This is a genomic window from Vibrio sp. 947, assembly GCF_033339115.1.
In the GTDB taxonomy this organism is placed as follows: domain Bacteria; phylum Pseudomonadota; class Gammaproteobacteria; order Enterobacterales; family Vibrionaceae; genus Vibrio; species Vibrio alginolyticus.
Genome location: NZ_JAWOTX010000023.1, coordinates 46414 through 65911 on the forward strand (window position 1 = coordinate 46414; position 19498 = coordinate 65911).

Consider the following 19498-nt stretch of genomic DNA (forward strand, 5'->3'; position numbering starts at 1 on the left):
TATGTTACATTTGGCGCATTATGAGGAGTAAAAAGTTAAAGCTCATTAGCCACAACTGGAAACTAACCTTCCATTAATGGAAGTTACACACTTTAAATCGAATATTAACCTCAACACGAATTTCTCGTGCTTCAACAATTAATTATTTAAAAACAAATAGTTGAAACTTAAAATTGATGAGACTGACTATCAACTTCATTTACGCAGATAGCCTTAATGAGAAGCGGAAACTAAAAAACCAAAAGTGTGACCAGCATCAAATTAATGATTTCACTTAATATTTGAGTGGTATTTACATCTCTTTATTGGATTGTGAGAAATCATTCTCAAGGTAAATCCAAACATAAGTTGTAAATACATTTGGGTTGCGCAGAATGAGCACTCCACAACATAGAAAATGTTGAAATGGAAAGAGACTTATTATTCAGGTCTATCAGAGCCTTATTTCAGTGATCACTTACATACGAATGCCGCCATCCACTTCTAAAACCCTGCCAGTAAAGTAATCACTCTCAATAATGTATTTTACTGCATGCGCGATTTCGCTTGTTTCGCCCATCCTGCCAACTGGGATCATCTTTTCTAATCGCTCTATGGCTTCGGGTTTCATTTGCTCTGCCATCGCGGTATGAACTACACCTGGTGCAACCGCCGCCGCGCGAATACCGTATCTTGCGAGCTCACGAGCCCATGTTGTCGCCATGGTCGCGACCGCCGCTTTTGACGCAGAATAATTGGTTTGTCCGATATTCCCTGCTCTCGCAACACTAGAAATATTGATGATAACGCCTTGGGAGCCACTCTCAATCATCTTGACGGCAGCTTCACGCCCACACAAAAACGTTCCTGTCACGTTAACGTTCATGACCAAGTTGAATTGATCCAAAGACATCTTACTGATCACGCCATCTTTTGCTTTTACAAGTAACCCATCTCTTAACACGCCAGCGTTATTGACTAACCCATTGAGTTGACCAAAATCTTGGATAATCGCTTCAAACGTGGTTTCAACGTCGATTTCGTTGGTGACATCCACTTGATATGTCAACGCTTTCGCACTCAGCATTCGACACTGCTCTTGTGTTTCCATTAAGCCACTGGCGTTTACATCCAACAACGCTAAATCAGCGCCAGCTTGAGCAAGGGTAATGGCCATCATTTGCCCAAGCCCCTGCCCTGCTCCTGTAATGGCAATAACACTACTTTTTATGTCCATATTGGTGCACTCCATAGCTCGTAATGTTCTATACCTCAACCAGTCTAAGTTGGCCGAAATGATGCGCATTTTACGTCACCATCTCGGGCTGGTTTGTCACAAAACTCGGTCTAGCCTTTCTTACTCTTGTATAACTCAAATAAGCTTGAGAAATCGAGCTCGCCGTGGCCGCTCGCGTTGTGGAAAGAATATAAGTTGCGCGCTAACGACCCCATCGGAACCGAAGAATGTGTTTGTAACGCCGCATCTAACCCCAAGCCGAGATCTTTTAGCATGAGTTTGCTCATAAAGCCCGGTTGGTAATCGTGACTGGCTGGCGCACTGTCCATCACGCCTGGGCAAGGATTGTAAAGCTCCAATGCCCAATTTCGGCCAGAGCTTTGCAGCATGATGTTTGATAGCACTTTTGGATCGAGTCCATGATCGATACCTAGGTTTAATGCCTCGCACGTACCAGACATTAAAATGCCGAGCATAAGGTTGTTACAGATTTTTGCCATTTGACCATCGCCTGCTTTGCCAGCATGGAAAACATTTTTTCCCATATACTGCAAAATCGCATTGGCTTTAGAAAACGCTTGATCCGAACCACCAACAATAAAGGTTAATGTCGCCGCTTTAGCGCCAGCAACGCCCCCCGAAACGGGCGCGTCGACAAACAACACGCGTTTATTTGCCGCTTCATTGGCGACTAATCGCGCAGAGTCCGGATCAATGGTTGAACAATCAATCATCAAGGTACTTGGCGAGACAAGATTGAGGACACCTACGCCACCGTGTAAGTCACCAAGATACACGGAACGAACGTGAGACCCTGCTGGTAGCATCGTGATGACTGTGCTAGCACCATCTACTACCTCTTCGATAGAGCTCGCCACCACCGCACCAAAAGGTACTAGTTGCTTTGCGGCTTCGCTATCGACATCGAATACTTGCACGTTAAATCCAGACGCGAGTAAGTTTTGCGCCATAGGATGCCCCATCCTTCCTAAACCGATAAATGCGATGGTACTCATGATCATTCTCCTTATTGACCTAGTGTTTGTTCACCCAAATTAGCAAGCGGATGCTCGTTATCTGACCAAAGCGAGGTAAACAAAGTATCGATAACATCTTCATCGACTTCACTGACACTGTTAAATATCCAGCTCGGCTCGCCATCCCGGTCAATGAGCCGAGAACGGACGCCCTCTTTAAACTCACCTAATAAGGCACTGCGAACCGACAAACTCAACTCTAAACGGAAGCAATCTGCAAGCGGTAAGCTGTGGTACTCTTTCACTTGTCTAAAGCAAATATGCGCGGTGATCGGACTGCCCGATGCGAACGTTTGTTTCGCGTTTTCTATCCACTGACTGTTCCCGTCGATAGCCATGATTCGCTGTGCTATCGCATTAAGATCAAAGCCTTTGCACGCTTCCTCTATCTGATCTAAGTATGGACAAATTTGCGTGGTTGGTTTGCTATCAATAACCTGTTCTTCCATTAATTGTAGTAGCGCAGTTACCAACTCTTTCGCATCTTCTTTGCCCCACTGGAGCCGCTTTAGCTCATCCAGTAAGGTGGGATACTGCTCTTCCAACAGTAACCAATCGGCCAAACCAATAGTGACAGCGTCACTTGAATTTACCATTGAACCTGTCAATCCGAGGAATAAGCCCACTTGCGGATCTATCTGGCTTAAAAACCACGTACCTCCCACATCAGGATACAGTCCGATATTGATTTCTGGCATAGCAAGGCGTGATGTTGTTGTCACAACTTTATGGCTGGTTCCCATAAAAAGCCCCATCCCACCGCCCATGACAATACCTTCTCCCCAACCGATAATGGGTTTGTTGTAAGTGTGGATGAGATAGTCACACTCATACTCCAACGAGAAATAGTTCGTACAGAACTCTACGATTTTTTCTTTACTCTCGTTATGCATGACGTGATACATAGCTCGAACATCACCACCAGCACAGAATGCTTTTTCTCCAGCGCCAGTGAGTACCACACAAGTCACATGCGGATCGTCTTGCCACTTGATAAGCTGATCGTTAAGTTGGACTAACATGTCATACGTCAATGCATTCAATGAAGCGGTGTTGTCTAACGTTGCGATACCAATGCGGTGCACGCCATCTAAGCACTCTATTTCACTGATGGTTACCATCCCTGCCATGTGGCCTCCTATCGGTTTTTCCATTGCGGTGGGCGTTTTTCTAAAAAGGCGCGAACACCCTCGACTTGATCTTCCGTATCAAAAAGATTCAGAAACAACTCTCGCTCTTTCATTAAGCCGTGCTGAAGTGGCGCAGAGCGCATATTTTGAATGAGCGCCTTACATGCGGCGACAGAAGATGGCGACTGGTTCGCAACAGATTCAGCAAGTTCCAGCGCTTTACTTAAAGCTTCACCTTTGGGAACCAACTCCTCAACTAGGCCTAGTTCTTTTGCTTTGTCAGCGCTGACTTGCTCTCCACATAAAATGATACGCTTTGCCCAGCCTTCCCCTACTAACGCTGTGAGGTTTTGGGTACCGCCAGCGCAGGGCAAAAGTCCGACTTTGGCTTCTGGTAAAGCAAGTACCGCTTGCTCTTCAACTACTCGAATATCACAAGCTAATGCCACTTCTAAACCTCCGCCCATGGCGTAACCATTAATGGCGGCAATGGAAACACCACGAAATTCCGAGAGCGTTTCAAAGGCTTCACCAAAGCATCGCGCCATGTCTAACGCAACCGCTTTGTCACCGTCAGAAAATAGCTTGAGATCTGCACCAGCAGAGAAAAACTTTTCTCCACTGCCGGTTAAAACCAGTGCGTAGACCTGCTTATCATTGTTAAGTGTGAGTATCAGCGACTTCAGTACCTTGAGGCTCTCTGCTGTCCACGTATTGGCTGGCGGGTTGTTCATTGTCACCACCGCAACGTGATTAGTGATCGTATGTTGAATGGCTTCTTGGGTTAATGGCATATCTGAATCCTTTCTCAATGAGCAAATCCAATACTTCGCTACAGCAAGGCCGATTCCTCAGAGAGCAAACGGCGCGCGATGATCAAGCGCATAATTTCGTTCGTTCCCTCCAGAATTTGATGCACACGCACATCTCTGAAATGACGCTCCATTGGATACTCTTTGATGTAACCATAGCCGCCATAAAGCTGCAGCGCTTGGTCGCAAACCTGAAAACCTACATCGGTTGCGAACCGTTTTGCCATCGCGCAATAAGCCGTAGCATCAGGGTCATTTCGGTCGAGTTTACTGGCGGCATAGCGCACCAACTGCCGCGCAGCCACTAGCCCTGTCGCCATGTCTGCCAATTTGAATTGTAAGGCTTGAAACTGCGCAAGCGACTTGCCGAACTGCTTACGTTCTTGAACGTACCGTGCCGCCTGATTAAGGGCCTGTTGAGCCGTACCGACGGAACAGGTCGCAATATTTATACGCCCTCCATCAAGCCCTTTCATCGCAAAGACAAAACCTTGCCCTTCTTCGCCCAGTAAATGGCTAGCTGGAATAACGACATTTTCAAAAGTAACCGCTCGTGTTGGTTGGCTGTTCCAACCTATTTTGGGTTCTTTGCGCCCATAGCTGATACCATCAGCGTGAGCAGGAATAACAAATGCGGACACGCCTTTGGCACCCGCTTCTCCGGTTCGCGCCATCACGACCAAAACATCTGTCTCTCCTGCGCCAGAGATAAAGGTTTTGCCGCCATTCAGCACGTAAGTATCACCTTTTTTGCTCGCGGTTGTGGCCAACGAAGCGGCATCCGATCCCGTATTAGGCTCGGTTAAGCAATAGGAGCCTAACCACTGCCCCGTAACTAATTTCGGACAGAACTGCGTTTTGGCTTCATCGGTAGCAAAACTGGCTATCATCCAACTGACCATGTTGTGAATCGTCATAAACGCCGTAGTGGACGTACATCCCATGGCCAGTTGTTCAAAGATAATTGAAGCATCCAAGCGACTCAGCCCTAGGCCACCTTGCGCTTCTGGAGTGTAGAGACTGAGAAACCCCAGTTCCCCCGCCTCTCTCAATACGTCTTTGGGGAAGATCTGCTTTTCATCCCACTCCGCCGCCATCGGTGCTAAACGCTCATCGGCAAATTGTTGAGCGGTATCGGCAAATGCACGTTGATCTTCATTAAGTTCAAAGTCCATAAAAGCTCCTTTTATTCACTCAGCGCAGTTGGATGGTCAGATTGAGCCCCGTTGGAATATCGTCATCAAACCAACGTGCCGTCACCGTTTTGGTCTCGGTATAAAAACGCACTGCTTGTTTACCATACGCATGTAAATCACCATAGAAACTGCCTCTCCAACCAGTAAAGGAGAAAAATGGTAAAGGGACTGGAATTGGCACATTAATCCCCACTTGACCGACTTGAATGTCATGCTGATATTTTCTCGCAGCAGCGCCATTAGCAGTAAATATAGAAGTTCCGTTGCCGTAAGGGTTGCGATTCACTAACTCAATGGCCTCTTGCAACGTTTCGACTTCCATACAAACTAAAACAGGGCCAAATATCTCTTGCGTGTAAATCGACATGTTCGCTGTTACACCGCTAAACAAGGTTGGGCCAATCCAGTTTCCATCGGGAAAGCCGTCCACTTCACACTGACTGCCATCGAGTTCACACACTGCGCCTTGTTGTTTGCCATCTTCGATTAGGTCCAATACGCGTTGCTTGGCTTGCTCACTGATCAGTGGGCCATAAGCAGCCTGTTCATCATCCCAAGGCCCTGGGTGTACTTTCGCCATCGCCAGTTTCAGGTCCGCAATCCATTGTTTTGAATCGCCGACAAATACCGCAACAGAAATTGCCATACAACGCTGCCCCGCAGCCCCTACGGAGGCTCCGATTAGGTTATTCACCACTTGATCTTTGTTTGCATCAGGCATGATCACCATGTGATTCTTTGCACCAGCAAAAGCTTGAACCCGTTTAAAATGTTTAGTCCCTGTAGTGTAGATATAACGGGCAACGGGAACCGAGCCAACAAATGACACCGCTCGAATATCAGGATGAGCCAGAAGAAAGTCGACTTGCTCTTTGCGGCCATGAACGACCTGCAACACTCCTTTCGGCGCGCCAGCTTGCTCAAATAGTTCAGCTAAACGAATAGAGGTCAATGGCACTTGTTCGGAGGGTTTGAGCACAAACGTATTGCCCGCAGCGATAGCGATTGGGAACATCCACAACGGAATCATGGCTGGAAAGTTAAACGGCGTAATGCCGCAACACACACCTAGGGGCTGAATCATTGAGTAACTATCAATATCCGTGGCAACGTTTTCGACGGTTTCTCCCATCATATTGCTGGCAATGTTTGCAGCCTGCTCAACCACCTCGATACCACGCCACACATCGCCTTTGGCATCCGCTAAAATCTTACCCGTTTCATGAGAAAGCAGTGTGGCAAGCTCATCATGATGCTCTTTGAGCAAGTGCTGATAACGCAGCATAACTCGGGCACGCTCGGATATTGCCACTTCCTTCCAAGATTGGAATGTCTCTTTCGCATTATCAATGGCGGCTTCCATCTCGTGCTCTGTGGAACATGGAACGTACGCAATGACATCATTAGTGGCGGGATTGGTTACCTCAACCCAATCCGATGTTTGAGATTCACGAAACTCGCCACCAATAAACAAGGGAACCAAACGAGTCATCATTTACTCCTTTCTAATTTCAATTAAAGCGGTATTTCAATGCCTATCGCCGTGGCTTCTCCACCACCGATACAAAGTGACGCAACACCCCGCATCACTTTTTTGGCTTCGAGATCACCATTGGTGCCTAGCGCTTGTAGCTGACGCAAACTGTGAATCAATGTCACAAGAATTCGTGCGCCACTAGCCCCTATCGGATGCCCAAGCGCACAAGCTCCACCTTTAATATTTACTTTGCTCGTATCTAGTCCAAGTTCCGCCACCGCTATTTGTGTCACGACGGCAAAGGCTTCATTGATTTCCCACAGGTCCACTTCATAAATTGACCAATCTAGCTGGAACAGCAGTTGCTCAATTGCGTAGACGGGTGCCAAAGTAAATTCTGCAGGTTTTCTGGCATGTGTAGAGTGCGCCTTGATGATCGCAAGTGGTTTAAGCCCCTGATGACGCGCAGTGTCTTCATCCATAAGCACAAAAGCCGCTGCGCCATCTGAAATGGCACTCGAATTAGCAGCGGTCACCGTACCTTTTTCATCGAATGCAGGTTTGAGTTGAGGAATTTTACCAAGGTCAATCGAGCGAGGGTGCTCATCGTAGTCCAGCACCGCTTGTTCTGACTTGGTATTGAGTGAAACCGGCGAAAGTTCATCGGCAAACAAGCCTCGCTCTTGAGCTTCCAACGCACGTTTTGCCGACATCACGGCCCATTCATCCATTTGCTCTCTGGTGAACTTAAGCCTGTCAGCGACTTGCTGAGCATAAACACCCATTAAGTGCCCTTCGTAAGCATCTTGTAGCCCATCGAGAAACATGTGGTCATACGTAGACTGGTGCCCCATACGCATTCCCTTTCTCGCCTCCCTCAGCAAATACGGCGCATTGGTCATACTTTCCATACCACCAGCAATGGCAGAGCGAATCGTTCCAGCTTTAATGAGATCGTGCGCTAACATGACGCTCTTCATGCCAGAGCCACACACTTTGTTAATGGTGGTGCACCCTACGCCCAAAGGAAGATCTGCCCCCATAGATGCTTGCCTAGCAGGAGCTTGTCCACACCCTGCTGGAAGCACACATCCCATGAACACTTCATCCACCGAAGTCACATTCACTTCGTGCATTGCCGCCTTGATCGCCAGTGCGCCTAATTGAGGAGCAGAGTAAGTTTGCAACTTGCCTTGAAAGCGCCCAATTGGCGTTCTTTTCGCGCTGACAATCCAGATGTCTTTTCCCATGATTCGCATTCCCTTAAGGTATATGTGAACACTTGGCAGACTGATGACACCCTACATAGAATTACTCACCAAGCGCCACACCAGCCTTTATCGCCTTTTTCACTAACAAACTTTCATTCCGCGATTTCTTGACGTTTACGTAAGCATAGCACTAGCCTTTACAATGAGATGAAAAAACACACCAAGCAGACGTTTATATTTCAAAGTTGATGTTCGGCCTTCCCATTTAAGGTTCGATTTCCAGAAACTGGATTTTTATTCGAGGTAAGTATGTTATGGAAAAATACAAGATCAGTGACCTCGCCAAGGAGTTTGATATTACTACTCGCAGTATCCGGTTTTATGAAGACGTGGGTCTGATTGAACCAGAGCGAAAGGGCAATATGCGCGTTTATCAACGCAGGGATAGAATTCGCCTCAAACTGATTTTAAGAGGGAAACGACTCGGTTTTTCGTTGGCAGAAATTCGTGAACTTTTCGAGCTCTACGACATGCAACAAACCGACGGACAGTTATTGAAAATGCTCAATATCATTGAAGAGAAACAAGCCGTCCTACAGCAACAACTCAACGACATCAGCGTCGTTATGGCAGAGTTGAATGCCGCTAAGGAGCGTTGTATTCAAACACTCAAAAGCAAGCAGACATAAACGCTATACTCAATTAGCAACACCGCTACAGGCTTTTCCACCTTACCTCTGATACCGGGAGACGTTATGAAAAGCACCTATACCCCACTCAATTTCGGACTTGGTGATACCATCGATATGCTCCGAGAACACGTTAATGCCTTTGCTACGGAACATATTGCGCCCATCGCCGCTGAGATAGACCGCGATAACCAGTTCCCGAATCATTTATGGCCTTTGTTGGGAGAAATGGGGTTGCTTGGTGTGACCGTCGATGAAGAGCTTGGTGGTGCAGGCATGGGATACCTCGCTCACGTTGTTGCCATGGAAGAAATCAGCCGTGCCTCTGCGTCTGTCGCTTTAAGCTACGGCGCTCATTCTAACCTGTGCGTCAACCAAATCTTTCGTAACGGCACGCCTTCTCAACGCGAAAAATACCTTCCAAAACTCATTGATGGTACGCACGTTGGCGCCCTAGCGATGAGTGAGCCCAATGCAGGTTCAGACGTGATAAGCATGCAACTGAAAGCGGAGAACAAGGGCGACCATTTTGTACTGAATGGCAACAAAATGTGGATAACAAACGGGCCCGATGCTGACGTAGTGGTGCTTTACGCTAAAACGGATGTCAGCGCAGGTTCACGTGGCATTACCGCATTCATTATTGAACGTAACTTCGCAGGTTTCACTCATGCTCAAAAGCTGGACAAGCTAGGCATGAGAGGCTCGAATACTTGCGAACTTGTATTTAACCATTGCGTAGTGCCAAAAGAGAATATTCTTGGCGAGTTGAATAAAGGCGTCGAGGTGTTAATGAGTGGGCTGGATTACGAGCGCGTCGTCCTTGCTGCCGGACCACTCGGGATAATGCAAGCTTGCATGGACATTGTGGTCCCGTACGTACATGAACGAGAGCAGTTTGGAAAATCCATTGGCGAGTTTCAGTTAGTTCAGGGCAAGATCGCCGATATGTACTCTCGAATGAGTGCAGCAAAAGCGTATGTATATACCGTCGCAGCGGCTTGTGAACGAGGTAACGCAACACGCAAAGACGCCGCTGGCGCGATTTTGTACAGTGCAGAACTCGCCACACAAATGGCACTCGATGCAATACAACTGCTCGGTGGGAATGGCTACATCAATGAATACCCTGCTGGTCGTTTGCTACGTGATGCAAAGCTTTATGAAATCGGCGCGGGTACCTCAGAGATTCGCCGCATGTTAATAGGCCGAGAACTGTTCGAAGAATCTCGCTAACGGAACATACGACAAGGAAGTCATTATGGCCATTATCAAAAGTAAAACTAAGCCAACTGACGAGTTATTTCTTTCCAATAAAGCCGTGATGGAAACGTTGGTCACTCAACTTAATCAACACATCGAGACCATCAAACAGGGCGGCGGTGAAAAAGCCATTGAGCACCAGAGGCAAAAAGGAAAACTCCCCGCACGAGAACGCATCGCGCGCTTGCTTGATGACAACACTGACTTTCTTGAAATCAGCCAGTTTGCCGCCTGGCAAGTGTATGACGAAGCGATCCCCTGCGCTGGTGTTATCGCCGGCATTGGTATCATAGAGGGGATTCAATGCATGGTCATCGCCAACGATGCTTCGGTAAAAGGCGGAACCTACTACCCACTCACGGTAAAAAAACACCTTAGAGCGCAAGAGATTGCCCAACGTTGCCAACTCCCCTGCGTGTACTTGGTGGACTCCGGTGGCGCAAATCTCCCTCATCAGTCCGACGTCTTCCCCGACAAAGAACACTTTGGTCGCATTTTCTTTAACCAAGCGAGAATGTCGGCGAAAGGCATCCCCCAAGTTGCTGTTGTGATGGGGCTTTGCACTGCTGGGGGCGCGTACGTTCCTGCCATGGCGGATGTGTCCATTATGGTTAAAGAGCAAGGCACCATTTTTTTGGCGGGGCCACCTTTGGTGAAAGCGGCCACTGGCGAAGTCGTGACGGGTGAAGAGCTCGGCGGTGCAGACGTGCATTGTCGAAAATCTGGTGTCGCAGATTATTACGCTGAAAATGATGAACATGCCCTAATGCTTGCGAGAGAAGCCATTGCCAATGCCAATAGAACAAGACCTGTTAAGCCAGAAAACACCGTGCTTTCTCCCCGCTACGACGCAGAAGAAATCTACGGAATTGTGAATGCCAACTTACGACTGTCATTCGACGTTCGAGAAATTATTGCCCGCATCGTCGATGATTCTGATTTCGACGAATTCAAAGCCTTGTACGGCAGAACGCTAGTGTGTGGCTTCGCTCGTATTCAAGGACACTTGATTGGTATTGTGGCAAACAACGGTATCTTGTTTTCTGAATCGGCACAAAAAGGCGCGCACTTTATTGAGCTGTGCGCCAAACGGAAAACACCGCTTCTCTTTCTCCAAAACATTACCGGCTTTATGGTCGGAAAAAAGGTTGAAGAAGAAGGCATCGCAAAACATGGCGCCAAGCTAGTGATGGCCGTCGCTTGTGCTGACGTGCCGAAGTTTACCGTGATCATCGGTGGATCGTACGGCGCTGGTAATTACGGCATGTGCGGCCGAGCGTATGATCCAACCATGATGTGGATGTGGCCGAACGCGCGTATTTCTGTGATGGGCGGAGAACAAGCAGCAGGCGTTTTAACACAAGTTCGAAAAGACGCGAAGGAACGTCAGGGGGAAGCGTGGTCAGAGCAAGAAGAGCACATTTTTAGAGAATCGATCATAGACTTGTATGAAACACAAGGACATCCCTATTTTGCGAGTGCTCGGCTATGGGATGACGGAATTATTGACCCTAAAAAAACGCGCCAGGTGTTGAGTCAAGCGTTAATGGCAGCATTAAACGCCCCCATTCCTGATAGCGAGTTTGGCGTCTTCAGAATGTAAATATCCAAAGATGAATTAAGGAAGTAAGTATGCAGGAAATGCAACCAAGCATTATTCCCAACGCCCAAAGGCAAGATGATGTTCTTTGGCATGTCGATGATAATGGCGTAGCGACCATTACCCTAAACAGAACAGCTAAACACAATGCTTTTGACGCTTGTACGATCGACTTGCTGATCCACCGCCTAGATTATCTCGCTTTACGAACGGATGTGCGGTGCTTGGTATTAAGAAGTAACGGTAAGCATTTTTCATCCGGGGCCGATTTGAATTGGATGCAGTCGATGGCCGACAGCACGAGGCAAGATAACTTCGTTGATGCCCAAAACTTGGCAAGACTCATGGAAACATTAGATTCGTTCCCTCAACCCACCATCGCAGTTGTTCAAGGTTCCGCTTATGGTGGCGCTTTGGGGTTGATTTGTTGTAGTGATATCGCCATCGCAAGCCAAAGTGCCAACTTTTGCTTAAGTGAAGTTAGGCTTGGTTTAGTTCCAGCGACCATTGCGCCTTACGTCATGCGCGCGATGGGGAATAGACAAGCTAGACGCTATATCTTAAGTGGTGAAGTCATTTCAGCCGAAGATGCCGAACGGTTTGGTATTGTGCACGAAGTGAAAGAAGCCAAACAGCTTGAAAATGCGGTCGATAGCGTAATCAAGACGTTGCTACTTAATAGCCCAGATGCGATGCGTAAAGCGAAAACGCTCTGCCATCAATGTCATCAAAACCCCATCGATCAACAACTGATTCACTATACTAGCAAGCTCATTGCGGACATTAGAGTATCACCCCAAGGTCAAGATGGGCTGCAAGCGTTTCTTGAAAAACGTAGCCCAAGTTGGGTCACCAAGTCACAGGACAAGTAATGCTGCCTTCAAAAGTAAAGATTGTCGAAGTAGGTCCTAGAGATGGGTTGCAAAATGAATCTCCTGTTGCGACCCAGACTAAAATCCGGCTGATCAACTTACTCTCTGATACTGGGCTAACTCATATTGAGGCGGGCTCTTTTGTCTCACCCAAGTGGGTGCCACAAATGGCGGACTCAATAGAGGTCATGAAAGCAATAACACGGCGAAATCATGTTACCTACTCTGCCCTGACACCAAACCTAAAAGGCTTAGAACAAGCGTTGGAGGCTGACGCCAATCAGGTCGCGATTTTCACTTCATCCTCAGAAGGATTCTGCCAACACAATATCAATTGCTCGATTGCAGAAAGCCTAACTCGCTTCGAACCTGTAATGCGATTAGCCACCAAACACGGCATCCCGGTTCGTGGCTATCTATCCTGCGTTGCCGACTGCCCTTACGATGGCCCGACAGCCCCTAAACAAGTGGCGAGCGTGGTCAAATCACTCATCGATTTAGGGTGTTATGAGGTGTCTCTAGGCGACACAATCGGTACAGGCACGCCAAACCGTATCGCTGCTATGCTAGAAGCCGTCATGTTGGTTGCACCTCTTCCCCAGCTTGCTGTCCATTTCCACGACACATGGGGACAAGCTCTCACCAACATTTATCAGGCACTGAGTATGGGCATCAATACCATCGACAGTAGTGTAGCCGGGCTGGGTGGATGCCCATACGCTCATGGCGCATCAGGAAATGTCGCAACGGAGGATGTACTATATTTATGCCAAGGATTAGGAATAGAAACGGGGATCGACTTAGAGCTACTGGCTAAAGCTGGCTGGATGATCAGCGAAGAGCTGGGTCGGCAGCCTACATCAAAAGTGTCATTAGCATTGCGTAACCGCGTATTATCACTTTCGTAGAAGGCCATCCGGCACCTCAAATTCTCCCAACCCAAGTTAATTTGCTCTACTTTCGAGTAGTGAAGCGAAACCGCCCGCCAGTACGGTAAATAATTAAAGAAAATAAGATAAGCACACAACCTACTAATTTATTTGCCGTTAGCACTTCGCCATACCACAGCACGCTCAGAATAACCGTCCAAACTGGTTCTAATATCATAATTAGAGCAGCGTTACCTGCCTGAACAAATTTTTGCCCCATGGTTTGCATTACGTAACGCAAGCTCGTCGCTAATAAGGTACTCAACGCAAACCACCACCAAATAGAGGAGTCCACCTCTGCCGGGAAAGATTCCATAAAAAATGAAACCAACAAACCTAAACAACCTGCTGAAAAAAGTTGCACGCAAGTAAGCAGCAGCACAGGTAGTTTTTGAGAGTATTTGCTGTTCACATTAAAATGAAGCGCCAAAACCAGTGCTGCACCAAGAAACCACAATTGACTGGCCGATTGTTTCCAGCCACCAACTAAAGAAAGACAAGCAAGACCTAATACAGCGATAGGCAAAGAAAGCCAGAAAATTCGTTGTGGTCGTTGACGAAACATAACCCATGCAACAATCGGCACAAACAGCATGGAAAGGCTCATGATAAATGCGCCTTCCCCGAGAGTATCACTGATAGAAATAGCGTAAATCCATGTCATAACGGCACTGCCTAACAGGAGCCCGACACCACCAGCAGAAAGCACATCTTTTAAGTTTGCTTTCAGCAAAGGTCGGTAACATAGAGGCAGTAAGCAGAGCGAAGCGATAGTAAATCGCGCCCCAATAAAGCCAAAAGGTGGTAAACCCTGTATTGTTTCCTTAGAGAATATCCAGCCAAGTGCCGCGATCATCGTCGTCGCAACCAGAATAACCGTCGCTTTGCGTTCTGAGTTAAACATAAGTACTCACAAAATATGGAACACACAATAGCGCAGCAAGAGAGTTTTACTGCGCTATTGTGTAAATTTGAAAGGGGTTTGTGTCGAGCGAAAAAGTGAAAGCCCGATCCTCTCCTGTATTGTTGTCACGCAGATTGAAGTTCTGCTGCTAGATACATTAAATGCAGGCAAAGTCTTAAGGCAAGCCTTTTCGCATACTAAATTACTTTAGCATTCTATACAGCAAGCAAACTGGCTAAAACCTGTACCGGGTGTCGAACTACCTCCCCTTCAAAACGCTTAACTTGACTGCGGCAGGAGTACCCCGTGGCTAACACACGCTCAGTGGGCAGGTTCTTTATATTCGGTTTCCAACTAAGCTGATATATAGCTTCAGACGTACTTTTCTTATCCACTTCATGTCCGAATGTCCCAGCCATGCCACAACATCCCGTAGGTATGACTTGCAGATTTAAGCCAAAGTGCTGAAAAATAGACTGCCAAGATTTCTCAGTATCCGGTATTTTGGTCTTTTCTGTGCAATGCGCCATCAAATACCAAGGCTCTTCATCTGATGCGCGTACAGCTGGCCATTCGTTGAGTGTATCCACCAGCCATTCATGAGCCGTATAAACTGTAAATTCGCCTCGCTTCTCTTTTAGAACCTGATGGTATTCATCACGATAACAAAGCACTAAGGCTGCATCGATACCGATCATAGGAATTTCAACCTCAGCAACTTGTTTGAGAAAATCCGAGGTGTTTTGTGCATTTCTGGCGAATGCCTTAAGGAAACCTTTTACATGTTGAGCTTTCCCATTGGGTTTGAAAGGCAGAACAACAGGGTGTTTCCCTAACCGCTGCAATAACTGAATAAAGTCCGCAACCAACTCGGCTTCATAAAAGCTGGTAAATGGATCTTGAACAATCAAGACGTAATTTTGCTTCACTTCTGGGGAAAGCGATGCTTGATACACAAAGTCAAACGGGCTCACTCCAAGTGCCTGACATCGACTTTGCAACGTAGGGATCGATAGCACTGGCGAATCAATAAAACCGATGGATGTCTCTAATACTTGCGTAACAGGCCTACTAGATGCAATTTGATTAACCAGCTTGGGAGCTTTTGCCATAATCGGCAGCAGTTGCTCAATATTCGACACCAGATAGTCGCGCAGAGGTCTACGATAACGAGAGTGATAGAGGTGTAAAAAACGCGCTCTAAAATCAGGCACATCAACTTTAACAGGACACTGACTCGCACACGCTTTGCACGCTAGACAACCGTTCATCACCTCATAAACTTCATGCGATAAATCATCAGGATCGGGGCGAGATATCAACTTACTCAGCTTCTGAGCCAAAAGCTTAACCGATAACGTTTGATTGAGAAGTTGCTGTTCGTTAGCGAGCAAATCGAAGTCACTGTCATTAAGGCGACGCAGCCATTCACGCATTATCCCCGCCCTCCCTTTCGGAGAGTGGCGACGATCGGCTGTCACTTTAAATGATGGACACATTGGGCTATCAGCATCGTAATTAAAACACAGCCCATTGCCATTGCAAGACAGTACGGGCTTAAGCGACTCTCGGACTTCTACGGGGATCTGACGATCATAGTAGCCACGCTTGGTCGCTGTGACTTTTACCATTTCAGCGTCGCTATTCAGTGGCGTGCAAATCTTGCCCGGGTTCATTTTATTGTCGGGGTCAAACGCCGCTTTAATACGCCTTAATTCAGTAAAGAGCTCATCACCAAAGAAGGCAGGTCCATATTCTGAGCGATATCCTTTACCGTGCTCTCCCCACATTAAACCATTGTATTTTGCCACCAGCGCGACCACATCATCGGACAGTTGATGCATCAACGCTTCTTGTTCGGGGTCACACATATCGAGCGCTGGACGCACGTGAAGAACGCCTGCATCCACATGCCCAAACATGCCATAATGCAGGTTATTGCTGTCTAGCAACGTACGAAATTCCGCGATAAAGTCCGCCAAATTTTCAGGCGGCACACAGGTATCTTCCGCGAATGCAATCGGCTTTGCCTGACCTTTAGTCGCGCCAAGCAGCCCAACCGCTTTCTTGCGCATTACATAAATAGCTTGGATGTCTTTGGGGTCGCGACAGACTTGATAGCCGATGATACCACTGCGTCGATGAACGATTTCTTTATCAAGAATTAAAAGTAAGCGTTCAACTTTATCCTCAATATCATCGCTTTGACTGCCTGCGAACTCGACAAAGTTAATCCCTTGCATCTCTTTGCCCTGCACGTCTGAGATCGCGTGTTTTACCGAGTGCCAGACAATGTCTTCTCTTGCAAGGTTGAGTACTTTTGCATCGACTGTCTCAACCGATAGCGCCTCTGCTTCGACCATCAAGGGAGCATTTCGCAATGCAGAATCAAAACTATCGTATTTAACGTTCACTAACCGTCGCGTAGTAGGTATTCGCGTAAGATTGAGCTTGGCTTCAGTAATAAAAGCTAACGTGCCTTCAGAGCCACATAATATTCTCGTGACGTCAAACTCTTCACTCTTGTCGTTGATGGCATTTTTTAGGTCATAACCAGTAAGAAAGCGATTCAGAGGAGGAAACTTATCCAGAATCTGTTGACGCTTGTCTCGACAAACTTCCTCCGTAATTTTTAACGCTCGCGATACTACATCACAGTTTAACCGTTTGTTTTGTTGAATTGCTTCGGTATCGAGCACCGAGCCATCTGCCAATACGGCTTTGAGCTCCAACACATGATCCGAGGTTTTACCATATTGCAAAGAGCCTTGGCCTGATGCATCAGTATTAATCATCCCACCTAATGTTGCGCGGTTGCTGGTCGACAGATCTGGCGAGAAGAAATAACCATAAGGGCGAACGATGTCGTTGAGTTGATCTTTGACTATCCCAGCTTCCACTCTCACCCAACCTTCCTGCTCGTTGATCTCTAACACTCGATTCATGTAGCGAGACAGGTCAACCACGATCCCCGAGTTCAAAGATTGTCCGTTGGTGCCCGTTCCGCCTCCTCTGGGCGAAAAGGTCAAGTGTTTAAATTCATCACGAGCACTGACCTTGCCAAGTATTACCACATCATGATGGTTGGCAGGAAAGACGACCGACAACGGAAGTTGCTGGTAGACGCTGTTGTCAGTCGCCATACTCAATCGAGTGGTATAGCGAGCATCAGTATCCCCCTTGAAACCAAGCTGTTTAAGGGTGTTAAAGAACTTGATAACCACAGGATCAGAGGAAACCTGTAGCGGAAGTGCAGGAAGCATAATTTGAATCAGTGCCTTACGGTTGTCTTTTTAGGTTCATAACATGAATGTGGAGTTAAAAGCGGTAGAGGCGCTTGGGGTTATCGACCAGAATCTTGCTAAACAGTGTCGTATCTTGCGTCCAGTGCCACAAGGTATCTAATAGCTGGCCATCATTTGGCATCTCAGCAGCAAAACATGGATGAGGCCAATCCGAGCCCCAGACGCATTGCTCTTCATTCGCTTCTAACAAAGCTTGAGCAAACGAAGAAACGTCATCATAAGGCGGAGATTGAAGCGACAAACGATACGGTGCCGACAATTTTGTCCACACTTTCCCTTCGGCCTTAAGCTTCAATAAGGTTTGAAAACCAGGATGAGAAATCAGCTTGTTTGTTGGCATATGTCCAAGATGATCAATCACTACGGGCACGGGTAAAGCCCTTAATCGCTGATATAAGTCATCAAACTGCGAAACATCAATTAAGCATTGAAGGTGCCAGTGTCGCTCTGCAAGGCGAGCCGCTAAACGTTCAACATCACGCCACTCAATACCACCTTTAAACAGCAGGTTCATCCGCACCCCACAAAATCCGGCTTCTTGTAGCTCATCCAGCGTTTGCTCGGACACATCCGCATCCACGACCGCGACGCCTTTGTAGTCGTAACCTTGCTGGCGTAAATACCGTAATGTATCAAGATGCAACTGGTTGTCATTGCCATACACACTCGGCTGAACCAGCACGCCATGACGGATGCCTAATTGCTGGTGCAAATGCAGGTACGCGCCGACGCTGGCATCGGGTGGCGTGTAGGTTCGCGTTTCACAGTACGGATAACGTGAAGAAAAAACGTGGGCATGACAATCAACCGCGCCTTCAGGAATCGCGATTGTTGGTTTATTTACAAATGGGTCCGCCGCTTCACAAAATGGAATTATGCTCATCGAAAATCATCCTGTCAGAAAGGTAGAGGTGCCATCAACGAAAGCACCTCTTGAAGACTTAACTGAAGTTCTCACTCAACCAGTTCGCGATCACGCCAGAGAACTGAATAAACTTAGGATCGTCGTCCAACATCCACTCGGTGTGACCACCTTCAGGCAGTAAGAATAGAGATTTCGGCCCAGGGTATTTCGCGTACAGCGACTTTGCTTCGGTCACTGGGTGAAGATCGTTTTCTGCACCGTGCGCAATCAAGATTGGCGCGTCTGCAAATCGCTCGTCCAGTAGGGCTTCCGGTTTGAAATTGATGAGAGAATCCGCAAAATCCAGATCAGATGTCACGCCGTAGCCCGGTGCTTTGACCAGTTCAGTGAATACATATTCGCGGCTTACTGGGTCAAGCGGGTAGATTTCAAATGGATCAATCCCCTGCTTTTCTCCACCAAGAGCAAGACGTGTACGCTCTTCTAACATAAATTGACGGAACGCTTTCCAACCGTGCTCGCCACGTTGAGCAACCTGAACACGTACCGCATCATAAAAGCCGTTCATGGAGATAAGGCCATCAATCGCATCTTGACAAACTCGGTAAGCATCAAGAATTAATCCACCCGCCATGCCCCAGCCAGCCAGTACGACTTTGCGGCATTCCTCGTCAGCGCGCTGTTTCACAACCGCAACCGCGTTCGCGATGTCGCGTACTTGTTCATCCAAAATAACTCGCTCACGAATGCCCTCAGATTCACCAAAGCCACGGTAGTCAAATCCGAATACCGTAAAGCCCTTCGCAGTTAAGGCTCTCGCGTAACGCTCTGGGTGAATATTTTTTTGCCCAGTAAAGCCTGAGCAGACAATAACGATCGGTAAGTCTGGGTTGTTAACGTTCTCGTCAGTAAAGAAAGCGCCATCAAGGCGTAGACCATCACTAATTACTGGGGCTTTTTGTTCAATCATAATTATCTCGTCCAAATGAATG

16 protein-coding genes are annotated in these 19498 nt (G+C 47.3%); 5 read left to right on the top strand and 11 right to left on the bottom strand.

The annotated features are described in order from the left end of the window. Positions 1–457: 457 nt before the first annotated feature. From R7Q39_RS22660 to R7Q39_RS22690, 7 genes are all read right to left on the bottom strand, one after another. Complete coding sequence (locus tag R7Q39_RS22660; RefSeq protein WP_005375778.1) at positions 458–1216, bottom strand: SDR family oxidoreductase; 759 nt, start codon at positions 1214–1216, stop codon at positions 458–460. A 110-nt stretch (positions 1217–1326) separates the two neighbouring features. Then, positions 1327–2232, bottom strand: a complete 906-nt coding sequence (mmsB, locus tag R7Q39_RS22665; protein WP_005375775.1) for a 3-hydroxyisobutyrate dehydrogenase — start codon at positions 2230–2232, stop codon at positions 1327–1329. Positions 2233–2243: 11 nt separating this feature from the next. Continuing rightward, entirely contained in the window at positions 2244–3383 is a 1140-nt protein-coding gene (locus R7Q39_RS22670; protein ID WP_025767666.1) for an enoyl-CoA hydratase/isomerase family protein, read from the bottom strand. A gap of 8 nt (positions 3384–3391) precedes the next feature. Further along, entirely contained in the window at positions 3392–4177 is a 786-nt protein-coding gene (locus R7Q39_RS22675; RefSeq protein WP_025767665.1) for an enoyl-CoA hydratase, read from the bottom strand. A gap of 38 nt (positions 4178–4215) precedes the next feature. Then, entirely contained in the window at positions 4216–5370 is a 1155-nt protein-coding gene (locus R7Q39_RS22680) for an acyl-CoA dehydrogenase family protein (protein WP_318076897.1), read from the bottom strand. A gap of 19 nt (positions 5371–5389) precedes the next feature. Further along, positions 5390–6883, bottom strand: a complete 1494-nt coding sequence (locus R7Q39_RS22685; RefSeq protein WP_238972472.1) for a CoA-acylating methylmalonate-semialdehyde dehydrogenase — start codon at positions 6881–6883, stop codon at positions 5390–5392. A 23-nt stretch (positions 6884–6906) separates the two neighbouring features. Next, positions 6907–8118: an acetyl-CoA C-acyltransferase gene (locus R7Q39_RS22690; protein ID WP_262635906.1), complete on the bottom strand. Its 1212-nt coding sequence runs from the start codon at positions 8116–8118 to the stop codon at positions 6907–6909. A gap of 275 nt (positions 8119–8393) precedes the next feature. On the opposite strand from R7Q39_RS22690, the gene R7Q39_RS22695 reads away from it, so the two are divergent. From R7Q39_RS22695 to R7Q39_RS22715, 5 genes are all read left to right on the top strand, one after another. Beyond that, a complete protein-coding gene (locus R7Q39_RS22695; protein ID WP_262635907.1) occupies positions 8394–8768 on the top strand; it encodes a MerR family transcriptional regulator in 375 nt (124 codons plus the stop codon). Positions 8769–8834: 66 nt separating this feature from the next. Continuing rightward, positions 8835–10004 carry an isovaleryl-CoA dehydrogenase gene (locus R7Q39_RS22700; protein ID WP_318076898.1) on the top strand — a complete coding sequence of 390 codons (1170 nt, stop codon included), beginning with the start codon at positions 8835–8837 and terminating at the stop codon, positions 10002–10004. 25 nt (positions 10005–10029) lie between these two features. Next, complete coding sequence (locus R7Q39_RS22705) at positions 10030–11634, top strand: carboxyl transferase domain-containing protein (protein ID WP_262635908.1); 1605 nt, start codon at positions 10030–10032, stop codon at positions 11632–11634. Between the two features lie 29 nt (positions 11635–11663). Then, positions 11664–12503 carry an enoyl-CoA hydratase-related protein gene (locus R7Q39_RS22710; RefSeq protein WP_017821060.1) on the top strand — a complete coding sequence of 280 codons (840 nt, stop codon included), beginning with the start codon at positions 11664–11666 and terminating at the stop codon, positions 12501–12503. Continuing rightward, a complete protein-coding gene (locus R7Q39_RS22715; RefSeq protein ID WP_318076899.1) occupies positions 12503–13411 on the top strand; it encodes a hydroxymethylglutaryl-CoA lyase in 909 nt (302 codons plus the stop codon). Before R7Q39_RS22710 ends, R7Q39_RS22715 begins: the two co-directional genes overlap by 1 nt. A gap of 46 nt (positions 13412–13457) precedes the next feature. On the opposite strand, the gene R7Q39_RS22720 is transcribed toward R7Q39_RS22715, so the two are convergent. The 4 genes from R7Q39_RS22720 to R7Q39_RS22735 form a co-directional block, all read right to left on the bottom strand. Then, entirely contained in the window at positions 13458–14336 is an 879-nt protein-coding gene (locus R7Q39_RS22720; RefSeq protein WP_053303726.1) for a DMT family transporter, read from the bottom strand. 215 nt (positions 14337–14551) lie between these two features. Next, positions 14552–17599, bottom strand: a complete 3048-nt coding sequence (locus R7Q39_RS22725; protein ID WP_318076900.1) for an FAD-binding and (Fe-S)-binding domain-containing protein — start codon at positions 17597–17599, stop codon at positions 14552–14554. A gap of 55 nt (positions 17600–17654) precedes the next feature. Beyond that, entirely contained in the window at positions 17655–18524 is an 870-nt protein-coding gene (locus R7Q39_RS22730) for an amidohydrolase family protein (RefSeq protein WP_017821063.1), read from the bottom strand. 58 nt (positions 18525–18582) lie between these two features. Continuing rightward, complete coding sequence (locus tag R7Q39_RS22735) at positions 18583–19476, bottom strand: alpha/beta hydrolase (RefSeq protein ID WP_318076901.1); 894 nt, start codon at positions 19474–19476, stop codon at positions 18583–18585. Between the last annotated feature and the right edge of the window lie 22 nt (positions 19477–19498).

Bases quoted from the DNA above. Each gene is read 5' to 3' on its own strand.
- R7Q39_RS22675 (WP_025767665.1), bottom strand. From the start codon at position 4,177: ATGCCATTAACCCAAGAAGCCATTCAACATACGATCACTAATCACGTT.
- R7Q39_RS22710 (WP_017821060.1), top strand. From the start codon at position 11,664: ATGCAGGAAATGCAACCAAGCATTATTCCCAACGCCCAAAGGCAAGAT.
- R7Q39_RS22730 (WP_017821063.1), bottom strand. From the start codon at position 18,524: ATGAGCATAATTCCATTTTGTGAAGCGGCGGACCCATTTGTAAATAAA.
- R7Q39_RS22690 (WP_262635906.1), bottom strand. From the start codon at position 8,118: ATGGGAAAAGACATCTGGATTGTCAGCGCGAAAAGAACGCCAATTGGG.
- R7Q39_RS22660 (WP_005375778.1), bottom strand. From the start codon at position 1,216: ATGGACATAAAAAGTAGTGTTATTGCCATTACAGGAGCAGGGCAGGGG.
- R7Q39_RS22700 (WP_318076898.1), top strand. From the start codon at position 8,835: ATGAAAAGCACCTATACCCCACTCAATTTCGGACTTGGTGATACCATC.
- R7Q39_RS22695 (WP_262635907.1), top strand. From the start codon at position 8,394: ATGGAAAAATACAAGATCAGTGACCTCGCCAAGGAGTTTGATATTACT.
- R7Q39_RS22670 (WP_025767666.1), bottom strand. From the start codon at position 3,383: ATGGCAGGGATGGTAACCATCAGTGAAATAGAGTGCTTAGATGGCGTG.
- R7Q39_RS22705 (WP_262635908.1), top strand. From the start codon at position 10,030: ATGGCCATTATCAAAAGTAAAACTAAGCCAACTGACGAGTTATTTCTT.
- R7Q39_RS22720 (WP_053303726.1), bottom strand. From the start codon at position 14,336: ATGTTTAACTCAGAACGCAAAGCGACGGTTATTCTGGTTGCGACGACG.
- R7Q39_RS22685 (WP_238972472.1), bottom strand. From the start codon at position 6,883: ATGACTCGTTTGGTTCCCTTGTTTATTGGTGGCGAGTTTCGTGAATCT.
- R7Q39_RS22715 (WP_318076899.1), top strand. From the start codon at position 12,503: ATGCTGCCTTCAAAAGTAAAGATTGTCGAAGTAGGTCCTAGAGATGGG.
- R7Q39_RS22725 (WP_318076900.1), bottom strand. From the start codon at position 17,599: ATGCTTCCTGCACTTCCGCTACAGGTTTCCTCTGATCCTGTGGTTATC.
- R7Q39_RS22735 (WP_318076901.1), bottom strand. From the start codon at position 19,476: ATGATTGAACAAAAAGCCCCAGTAATTAGTGATGGTCTACGCCTTGAT.
- R7Q39_RS22680 (WP_318076897.1), bottom strand. From the start codon at position 5,370: ATGGACTTTGAACTTAATGAAGATCAACGTGCATTTGCCGATACCGCT.
- mmsB (WP_005375775.1), bottom strand. From the start codon at position 2,232: ATGAGTACCATCGCATTTATCGGTTTAGGAAGGATGGGGCATCCTATG.